This window comes from Marinomonas sargassi, assembly GCF_025716875.1.
Taxonomy (GTDB): Bacteria; Pseudomonadota; Gammaproteobacteria; order Pseudomonadales; family Marinomonadaceae; genus Marinomonas; species Marinomonas sargassi.
In genome coordinates this window covers 359,949-369,753 of sequence record NZ_JAOVZB010000005.1, presented here as the reverse complement: position 1 = coordinate 369,753, position 9,805 = coordinate 359,949, and the positions used below count along the sequence as shown (strand labels likewise).

Genomic DNA, 9,805 nt, shown 5'->3' with positions numbered 1-9,805 from the left:
GAATTGCTTGACGATCATAGAGGCGTTGAACCACCTGATCCCATCCCGAACTCAGAAGTGAAAAGCGCCATCGCCGATGGTAGTGTGGGGGATCCCATGTGAGAGTAGGTCGTCGTCAAGCTTTAAACAACAGAAGCCCTGATAGCAATGCTGTCAGGGCTTTTTTGTGTCTATTAGAAAAGTGCTTGGAAGTTAAAATTATCTGATCGCCATTAAGGCGTTGAACCACCGACCCTATCCCGAACTCAGAAGTGACTCTTTATTCGCCGCAGGCGCTCACCATCGCCGATGAGAGTGTGGGACTCCCTACAGGATACGCATGTGAGAACAGGTGACAAAGCTATTAAACAATAGAAGCCCTGATAGCAATGCTGTCAGGGGTTCTGAGCCTCTGGAATAGGCTGCTAAGAGTTTGGGGTTATTTTCTAAAAGTATAAAAAAGGCCTCATAAGAGGCCCTTTTAGATGAAGTAATCTATTTAAATTAGCGAGAGCTATTAGATAAATTACTCAGCAAAGTACGCTGTGCACTTCTGTATTGGTCTTTTCTAGGTTTGGATAGCTGATAGGTTCCATCATTTTGTAACAACCAGCTCTGGGTATTATCCGTTAAGTAAGACTCTAATTCCTGTTTCACTCGGCGAGATAATTTGCCGTCTTGAATTGGGAAGGCCACTTCTACCCTATTGTTCAGATTACGTTCCATGCCGTCAGCGCTCGATAGGTAAACCTCTGGGCTACGGTTGTTATAGAAGTAGTAAACACGGGTATGTTCCAAGAAACGGCCGATGATACTACGCACACGAATATTAGAAGATACGCCTTTCACACCCGGTCTAAGAGTACAAATGCCTCGGACAATAAGGTCAATTTTTACACCAGCTTGTGATGCTTTATAAAGTGCTTTAATTAAACGCTGCTCAGTTAAAGAATTCACTTTAATGATAATACGAGCAGGGTCACCATTTTTTGCATTTTTTGCTTCGCGGTTGACCATATCCAATAGTCTGTCACGCAAAGTGAACGGCGCATGGAGTAGCTTTTTGATTTTCAGTTCTTTACTCATGCCAGTTAGCTGCTGGAAGACACGGTGCACATCATCACCTATGACCTTATCGCATGTTAAGAAGCTGTAGTCTGTATAGAGTCTTGCATTACCTGCATGGTAGTTACCTGTCCCTAAGTGAACATATCTGTTCAGCTCAGAGCCTTCTTTACGGACGATGATCATCATTTTGGCATGAGTCTTATGATGTACAACGCCGTAAACGACGATCGCCCCTGCTTCCTGTAAGCGACTTGCTAGAGCAAGGTTTTCTGCTTCATCAAATCGTGCTCTTAATTCGATAACAACAGTGACTTCTTTACCGTTACGAGCCGCTTCTACTAACGCATTGGCAATAGGTGAGCGCGAACCTGTGCGATACAGCGTTTGACGTATTGCAACAACATGAGGATCTTTAGCCGCTTCGCTAATGAGGTCAATAACAGGTGTGAAACTCTCAAAAGGGTGCATTAACAAGTAATCATTTTGTCTGATCGACTCAAATAAATTACTGGAGTTAGATAGCTTTTTCGGTAGTCCTGGAGAGAATGGTGAATACATCAGATCGCCACGGTCAACAAAATCCAAAACAGCAAGCATTCGGCTTAGGTTAACTGGGCCATCTATACGATATAAGTCCTGCTCTTCTAAATCGAATTGTTTTAGGAGTGAATCAATAACATGCGATGGACAATTCTCAGCAACCTCTAGCCTTACAGAGCTACCAAAATGACGGCTTTGTAGCTCTGTTCGTAGAGCGCCTGCTAAATCGATACCGATATCATCTGAATCTACTTCTAAGTCCGCATTTCGTGTCAGACGGAATTGGTAACAACCTTTTACTGTCATGCCGGGGAAAAGTTGGTCGGCATGGGCGTGAACGATCGCAGAAAGAAAGACAAGGTTGTCACCGCCATCACATACGCTGTCAGGTAATTTCACTAAACGTGGTAATGAGCTTGGCGCTGGTACGATAGCGAGTCCGTTCTCTCGACCAAATGCGTCTCTTCCTTCTAGTTCAACAACAAAGTTGAAGGTCTTGTTTGCAAGACGCGGAAATGGGTGAGTTGGGTCAAGGCCGATAGGGCTGATGACAGGAAGCACATTGTCTTTAAAGTAATTTTTTACCCACAGTGCTTGCTTGTCTGTCCATAAACTACGGCGAATAAAGTGGATATTCTCTTCAGAAAGCTTAGGGAAGATGATGTCATTCAGTATTTTGTATTGGCGTCTTACCAATTTATGGGCTTGTTCACTGATGAGTTTAAGCACCTCTTTTGGGTGCATGCCATCAGGACCGTTTTCTTCACGGCTATATTCTACTTGGTTTTTTAGACCTGCAACTCGGATCTCAAAAAACTCATCCATATTCGAACTGAATATACATAGGAACATCAATCTATTGAGGATAGGATGGTTTTCATCCATTGCTTGCTCTAGAACTCGAGCATTAAACTGTAAGTGGCTCAGCTCTCTGTTGAAATAAAGTTCTGGGTCCGATAAATCGATTTCCTCAGGCGAGCGCTCTTCAATAGCCAGCTTTTTAATGTCTTGTGGCTGCTCTGGAATAGGCTCCAATATGAGCTCATCTGCTTCTTTCTCTACAACAGGTATATTTGTTGTTTCGATTTTTTCACTGTTTAGTTGCTCAGACATACTCTATATAACCTCAAACATCGGTTTTAATAAATGCAATCTTTGGCTTTTCTGGAGGTAGAAAAGCCTGTTTCAAAAATGAAAAGCAACCTACTGAGTAGATAGCTTTTCAGCTATTTTTGTTTCTTTAAGAGAAGTGCTACATCTTTAGCGAAATAGGTCAAAATCCCATCCGCTCCAGCCCTTTTGAAGGCCAATAGAGACTCCATCATAACGGTATTTTTATCTAGCCAACCTTTCTCAAAGGCAGCCATGTGCATGGCATATTCACCACTGACTTGATAGGCAAATGTTGGAACTTCAAGTTCTGTTTTGACGCGTCGAACAATGTCTAAATATGGCATGCCAGGTTTCACCATAACCATATCGGCACCTTCCTCAATATCCAGAATGACTTCACGTATGGCTTCGTTTGAGTTGGCTGGATCTATTTGATAGGTAGATTTATTGCCTTTACCTAGATTACCACTTGAGCCAATTGCGTCTCTAAATGGGCCATAATAAGCAGAGGCATACTTAGCGGCGTAAGCCATTATCAAGGTGTCGATGAATCCCTCAGATTCCAATTCACCACGAATGGTCCCTATACGGCCATCCATCATGTCTGAAGGGGCAACGACATCTGCACCAGCTTGAGCATGAGAAACGGCTTGCTTCACAAGGGTATCGACGGTGATGTCGTTTAATACATAACCTGTGTCGTCAATAATGCCATCTTGACCATGGGTGGTATAAGGGTCCAAAGCGACATCTGTTAAGACGCCAAGTTCAGGGAAAGCGGCTTTCAAAGCGCGTACTGCCCGTTGAACTAGGCCTTCGGGGTTATAAGCTTCCTCAGCAAGCAATGACTTTTTATTTTCTTCAATCACTGGGAAAATAGCGATGGTAGGAACGCCCAATTCGACTAACTCTTGTGCTTCTTTGAGAAGAAGGTCGATAGACACCCGACTAATATTCGGCATGGAGGGAATCTCTTCACGAACATTACTACCTTCAAGAATAAACATAGGGTATATCAGGTCGTTAGCAGTTAAATGATGTTCTCGCATTAAGCGTCGAGAAAAATCATTCTTTCGCATGCGGCGCATACGGGTGTATGGAAATGTCATCCAATATCTCTCCTATGTTCAGGGTATGAATCTACTTAACTATTATGACAGTATTAAGTCAGCGGTGCGTATATTCTTGTATCTTAAAGATTAATTCGCTTATATAGCTGCCTATTGAGACTCGGCTTCTTCAAGCTCTTCTTGTGCCTCAAACCATGCCTCTTCATTTTCAGCTAATGACTTTTTCCATTTAGCTTCGTCCTCTAATAAAGACTGCAGTTTATCTTTTTGTTCAGCTTCATAGAGTGATGTATCCGACATGGCTTCGGAAATCTTGTCTAGGTATTCTTGTGCTTTTTGAACGGCTTTTTCGTGTTTTTCTATCTTTTTGCGAAGAGGACGAAGTTTTTCACGCATCTCGGCAGCTTTTCTTCTTTCTTCCTTGCGGTCGGTTTTATCCAGTTTTACGACCTCTTGCTTCGCTTTTTCTACTTGAGCAGTATTGTTCTGTCTTGCTTGTAACCAAGCGTAATAAGCCGTTAGATCGCCATCAAAATTTTGAATGCAGTTGTCGGCTACAAGGTAAAACTCATCTACGGTGCTGTTGAGAAGATGGCGATCATGGGAAACAAGCAGGATTGATCCGGGGAAGGCTTGCAGAGCCTCAGTCAGTGCTTGACGCATCTCTAAATCTAAATGGTTAGTCGGCTCATCGAGTACCAGAAGGTTTGGCTTAGTCCATGCGATAAGAGACAGCGCTAAACGGGCTTTTTCCCCACCTGAAAAGCCTTTAACCGCTCGTAATGCATCGTCACCTATAAATCCAAAGCCACCTAAGTAACGGCGAATCTCACTTTCCAGTACCCTCGGAGAAAGACGCTGAATATGCAATAGTGGCGAAGCTTCTAGGTCTAAAGCGCTTAGTTGGTGCTGTGAGAAATATCCAACCTTTAAGTTTTCACCAGTGACTCGTTCGCCAGACAAAACTGGGAGCTCACCGACTATAGATTTTATGAGGGTCGATTTACCAGCGCCATTGGGACCAAGTAAACCGATGCGTTGGCCATCTCTAAGCGCAAAGTTGCTATTTTCAAGTTGAACTGTTTGAGTGCCAGTTTCAGATATATAGCCTAAATTTGCATGGGATAGATTAACGAGCTGTTGTGAAGTTTTTTCAGCGACAGGAATGGAAAACTCAAACTGTGAGTCAATGTGTGCAGGTCCTATAGTTTCCATTTTTTCTAGCATGCGTAAACGGCTTTGTGCCTGTTTTGCTTTATCTGCTTTAAAACGAAAGCGGTCTACGTATTGCTGCAAATGAGCTCGTTTTGCTTGTTGTTTCTCATAGTTAACTTGTTGTTGTGCGAGGTGTTCTGCTCGTTGACGTTCATAGTTTGAGTAGTTGCCTTTATAAAGCGTTAACTTCTTTTGATATAGGTGAACAATATGGCTACAAATGGCATCTAGGAAATCCCTGTCATGGGATATGAGTAATAATGTGCCAGGGTATTGTCTTAGCCAGTTTTCTAGCCACATAACCGCATCAAGGTCTAAGTGGTTGGTTGGTTCGTCCAGCAATAGAATGTCAGAAGGGCACATAAGAGCTTTGGCGAGATTAAGACGAATGCGCCAGCCGCCTGAAAAATCAGAGACGGGTTTGTGCATGTCCGCCATTTTAAAGCCTAAGCCTTGCAGTAGTGTTTCAGCTCTTGATTGTGCGGTATAGCCGTTAGCGCTTTCAAACTCACCTAGCCAGTTAGCGTGGGCGTGATCGTCGCCATCCTGTTGTGCTTTGGCGATATTTTTTTCTATCTCTCTTAGCTTATCGTCACCATCAAGGCAGTAATCTAATGCGCTGCGTTGAGTTTCTTCAACTTCTTGTGCCATAAAAGCAATGCGACGCTGACCGGGTAAAATTAGTTCCCCCGTATCTGAGTTAAGTTCGCCCTTTATCATGGCGAATAAGGATGATTTACCTGCTCCATTTGCACCTATTAAGCCTACTTTCTGGCCTTCAAAAATGGTTAGATCGGCTTCTTCTAATAAGAACTGTGTGCCACGTTGTAAGCTAACTTCGGAAAACTGAATCATAAAAAGTAGAAATCTCTTGCCTCAATGGGAGGAATAAAATGAGGTGTTTTTAATAAATATTCGAATGGGTAACATTTTAGAGTGCTGGTAGAACAAACGAAACAGTAAGAGGGAATATTCTCTTTTTTATTCCATTTTTAAAAGTGGATGATTGGGGGGCGCACGGGTAAAATAGCTATTATTCAATATTAAATTTTTTAAAGCTTTTAGCTATCTAAGGTGTGCTTAGTGAACGTCCAGTCTATAAATGAAATTCAACGCTTTTCTTTTGATAATACCAATGTTCGTGGTGAACGTGTGTTACTGAATGAAGCTTATCAAGAAATTATAAAGCGTAAGCAATACCCTGAACCTCTAGAAATCTTGCTAGGTGAGTTTGTAGCGGCTATCGCTTTACTGAGAGATATTATTAAGGTTGACGGTATTTTATCTTTGCAGGCAAAAGGCAATGGTTTTTTGTCTACTTTGATGGCCGAGTGTGATGAGCATCAGAACTTACGTGCTATTGCTCAATGGGACGAGTCACAAGAAACTCCTGATGCTATTTCACTAAAGGAAGCATTAAAGGGTGGCTACCTAGTTATTACTATTCAGCCGCGTAAAGGGCAACGCTATCAAGGTATTGTTGATGTTGCTGGTGATACATTGGCCGAGTGTTTGGAGCAGTACTTTTTACAATCTGAACAATTGCCTAGTCGAGTATGGTTGGCAGCTAATGGTGCTCAATGTGGTGGTTTGTTCCTACAGCGCTTACCCCATGAACAAGCGAAGCAGGGCGATGAAGATGCTTGGGAACGCTTGTCTCACCTAGCATCAACGGTAAAAGAGGAAGAACTATTAGGTATTGATACGGAGCTTTTACTACATCGTTTGTACCACGAAGAAGAAGTGCGAATGTACGATGCTAAGGCTATGCAATTTAGCTGTTCGTGTACGAGGCAGAGAACATTGGATGCCGTCATGTCTCTTGGTAGTGAAGAGGTTCGAGAAATCTTAATAGAGCAGGGTAAAATTAAGGTGGATTGCCAGTTCTGTGCAGAAGAGTATGAGTTTTCGGAAGCCGAATTGTTAGCTTTACTGGGTGATCAAGCGAAAACTCACTAACTGTTTCTTATCAATTAAAAGTGGCGTGAAGAATTAAGTCGCGCCACGATATGATGCCAATGACATGACCTTCCTCATCCGTTACTGGTAAGCATGAAATATCAACTCTTTGAAACCATGAAATAATTTCACTCATGGAAGTCTCTGCTTTTATTGTAACAGGTTGGCGTGTCATTACCTGATGAGCCGCGCGATTAAGGGTGTCTACATCTCTAGGTTGTTCTGAGGCGTGATCGATAAAAGGGCTTATTTGTCTCAGTAAATCTCTGTCAGAGATAATGCCGACGATTTTTCTATCTTCATCTACAACAGGTAAATGGTGGAAAGCATTTGTCTCAATAATTTGTTTTATTTCAGGTAAGCGTTTGTCCATATCCACACATATGACTTCTTTTGTCATAATATCTTGTGCTTTCATAACAATACTCCTTGTCTGTATCTATTTAGAGATTTACATGGTTTATACTGAATATTATTATTTAAATATAAAAACAAAATCAGCGACACTTTTTTACTAATGTTGCTAACATCGCCTTTCTTGTAGATAAAGTCAAACAAATAGGCACTATCTTATAATCTTGTAGAGCACTTTCGCGTAATTTGATAAAGATGCCTTCCAAGACTTTAGTTTTAAAATCCGTATAATTGTAACAATCCTAAATAGGGTTATTTTTTCTAATAGTTAATTACAGATTGGCTATTTCAAGGAAGGTACGAACAAGTCTTCTGAACTTCAGTCTTATCAGAGGAATGGCATATCAAGGCAAGAGTGAGTAGGAATGTTAATACCTTTCAATCACTCTTAACGCAGAGAAGCCGTTTCTCTGAAAGACCCGAAGGGCATGAGCTAAACGCTTTTTATTCTTTGTTAAGCTTCTTGCCAATATATTCAATATTGGACTGCGAAGCTTGTCTCGAATAATAAAGGTTTATCCTCATGCTGAAGTCAGTGGACTTGTTAGTACCTTCCTTAAACACCTTTTAATTCACAATTGGCGACGAGACGGCGAAATCAAATGACCTCGAATTCTGTAGATGTTTTATTAGTTGGCGGTGGTGCGATGAGCACAACTCTGGCTATGTTACTTAAGCAATTTGACCCAAGTATGACGATGAAAATGGTCGAGCGCTTGGGCGGTTTGGCACAAGAAAGTACAGATGGATGGAATAATGCAGGCACAGGGCATGCCGCTTACTGCGAGTTAAATTATACCTCTAAAAATAGTGACGGATCAGTCAATATAGATAAGGCTGTCAGTATTAATGCTGCTTTTGAAGTAAGTTTGCAATTTTGGTCTTATCTTGTAGAACAAGGTTTGTTACCAGAAGCGGAAGAGTTTATTCGTCGAGTACCTCATCAAAGTTTTGTATGGGGCAAGGATAATGTTGATGCATTAAAGGCGCGATTCGAAGCAATGAGCGCGCATCCTGCCTTTAAAGAAATGCAATATACTGAAGACACTCAGGTGATGAGCGAGTGGATGCCACTGATAATGAAAAATCGTCAGTCAGGTGAGCCACTAGCGGCAACACGAGTAGAACATGGTTCAGATGTTAACTTTGGTGCTATTGCTCGTAATATGGGGCAACATTTGCAAAGCCTTGATAACTTCGATTTAAGTGTAAATACAGAAGTTAAAGAGCTGAAAAAACGTGCAGATGGCCGTTGGGATGTCACTGTAGAAGTTGATGGTGAATCGAGTATTATTGATGCTAAGTTTGTCTTTTTAGGTGCTGGCGGTGGCGCTTTGCCACTGTTACAGAAAGCGAACGTTAAAGAAAGTAAAGGTTATGGTGGCTTCCCTGTTAGCGGTCAATGGCTGGTATGTGAAGACCCAGAGTTGGTCGATCAACATTTTGCTAAGGTTTACGGTGCTGCGCCAATTGGTGCGCCACCTATGTCGGTACCCCATCTAGATACACGAATTATTGATGGTAAAAAAGCTATTTTGTTCGGGCCATTCGCCGGTTTTACAACCAAGTTCCTTAAGACTGGCTCTGTAACTGATCTAATGAAAAGCGTCAAATTCGATAACCTTAAGCCTATGTTAAGTGTTGGTAAAAACAACATGGACTTGACGCGTTATTTGATTAGTGAGGTTATGAAGTCTCATAAAGATCGTTGTGATTCTTTACGTCAATTCTTCCCTGATGCTAATGATAAAGACTGGAAGCTTGCTTATGCGGGTCAACGAGTGCAAATCATTAAGCAAAATGAAGATGGCTCTGGAAAACTGGAGTTTGGTACAGAGGCTATTGTTACAGAAGATGGCTCAATGGCAGCATTATTGGGGGCTTCGCCCGGTGCTTCTACGACGGTAAATACCATGATAGGTATTATAGAGCGCTGTTTTGCTGATCGCTTGGCTTCTGATGAGTGGCAAGCGAAGGCTAAGGAAATGGTTCCATCTTATGGTGAGTCCTTGGTAGAGAATACCGACTTATTAGTTTCCATTCGTGAAAGAACACTAAATACATTGAAGCTGAAACCGTAATATCAATTTTAACTTATAGATGTTAATAAAAAGCTGGGTTTTCCCCAGCTTTTTCTATTTTTAATAAAGAGAATTTTTGAGAAAGAGTATGACGATGACATTTGCTGAACGTGCTGATCAATTGTGCGATAAATTACGAGACATAGAACATAATGCTGCTGATGGTGATCAGCTTTTTTACTGTGCGTATCTGCTAGGCTTATTAGGTTTGCACAGTAGTGTTGAAGGTGATGGTGCCGAGTTTGATAATGCTTTTACAGGAACCTTGCAGGAAACACTTGATGCAGAAAGTGTCACAGAAGACGATCAGCAGAAGATTTTGACATTATGGAAATCAGTGTGTGAAGAAGTATAAAAAATAAACGA

Annotated in this window: 7 protein-coding genes and 1 rRNA gene; 4 read left to right on the top strand and 4 right to left on the bottom strand. The window is 41.7% G+C overall.

Annotated elements, in window-relative coordinates; genetic code table 11:
• Positions 1-6: 6 nt before the first annotated feature.
• A 5S ribosomal RNA gene (gene rrf, locus OFY17_RS12530) occupies positions 7-121 on the top strand.
• A 362-nt stretch (positions 122-483) separates the two neighbouring features.
• Here rrf and ppk1 read toward each other — a convergent pair.
• The 3 genes from ppk1 to OFY17_RS12515 all read right to left on the bottom strand — a co-directional run bounded on the left by ppk1 (position 484) and on the right by OFY17_RS12515 (position 5,840).
• The gene (gene ppk1, locus OFY17_RS12525; protein ID WP_263531074.1) at positions 484-2,700 is read right to left on the bottom strand and encodes a polyphosphate kinase 1; all 2,217 of its coding nucleotides are present in this window, start codon (positions 2,698-2,700) and stop codon (positions 484-486) included.
• Between the two features lie 113 nt (positions 2,701-2,813).
• On the bottom strand, positions 2,814-3,809 hold the full coding sequence (gene hemB / locus OFY17_RS12520) for a porphobilinogen synthase (protein WP_263531073.1): 996 nt from the start codon (positions 3,807-3,809) through the stop codon (positions 2,814-2,816).
• Positions 3,810-3,920: 111 nt separating this feature from the next.
• On the bottom strand, positions 3,921-5,840 hold the full coding sequence (locus OFY17_RS12515; protein ID WP_263531072.1) for an ABC-F family ATP-binding cassette domain-containing protein: 1,920 nt from the start codon (positions 5,838-5,840) through the stop codon (positions 3,921-3,923).
• A gap of 228 nt (positions 5,841-6,068) precedes the next feature.
• Between OFY17_RS12515 and hslO the strand changes: the two genes are divergently transcribed.
• Positions 6,069-6,944 carry an Hsp33 family molecular chaperone HslO gene (gene hslO / locus OFY17_RS12510; RefSeq protein ID WP_263531071.1) on the top strand — a complete coding sequence of 292 codons (876 nt, stop codon included), beginning with the start codon at positions 6,069-6,071 and terminating at the stop codon, positions 6,942-6,944.
• Positions 6,945-6,954: 10 nt separating this feature from the next.
• Here hslO and OFY17_RS12505 read toward each other — a convergent pair whose 3' ends face one another.
• Positions 6,955-7,362 carry a CBS domain-containing protein gene (locus OFY17_RS12505; RefSeq protein ID WP_263531070.1) on the bottom strand — a complete coding sequence of 136 codons (408 nt, stop codon included), beginning with the start codon at positions 7,360-7,362 and terminating at the stop codon, positions 6,955-6,957.
• A 598-nt stretch (positions 7,363-7,960) separates the two neighbouring features.
• Here OFY17_RS12505 and mqo point away from each other — a divergent pair.
• Complete coding sequence (gene mqo / locus OFY17_RS12500) at positions 7,961-9,439, top strand: malate dehydrogenase (quinone) (RefSeq protein WP_263531069.1); 1,479 nt, start codon at positions 7,961-7,963, stop codon at positions 9,437-9,439.
• Positions 9,440-9,533: 94 nt separating this feature from the next.
• Positions 9,534-9,794 carry a hypothetical protein gene (locus OFY17_RS12495; RefSeq protein WP_263531068.1) on the top strand — a complete coding sequence of 87 codons (261 nt, stop codon included), beginning with the start codon at positions 9,534-9,536 and terminating at the stop codon, positions 9,792-9,794.
• The last annotated feature ends 11 nt before the right edge of the window (positions 9,795-9,805 follow it).

Excerpts from the sequence above, each read along its gene's own strand:
- ppk1 (WP_263531074.1), bottom strand. The coding sequence starts at position 2,700 with ATGTCTGAGCAACTAAACAGTGAAAAAATCGAAACAACAAATATACCT.
- hemB (WP_263531073.1), bottom strand. The coding sequence starts at position 3,809 with ATGACATTTCCATACACCCGTATGCGCCGCATGCGAAAGAATGATTTT.
- OFY17_RS12515 (WP_263531072.1), bottom strand. The coding sequence starts at position 5,840 with ATGATTCAGTTTTCCGAAGTTAGCTTACAACGTGGCACACAGTTCTTA.
- OFY17_RS12505 (WP_263531070.1), bottom strand. The coding sequence starts at position 7,362 with ATGAAAGCACAAGATATTATGACAAAAGAAGTCATATGTGTGGATATG.
- mqo (WP_263531069.1), top strand. The coding sequence starts at position 7,961 with ATGACCTCGAATTCTGTAGATGTTTTATTAGTTGGCGGTGGTGCGATG.
- OFY17_RS12495 (WP_263531068.1), top strand. The coding sequence starts at position 9,534 with ATGACATTTGCTGAACGTGCTGATCAATTGTGCGATAAATTACGAGAC.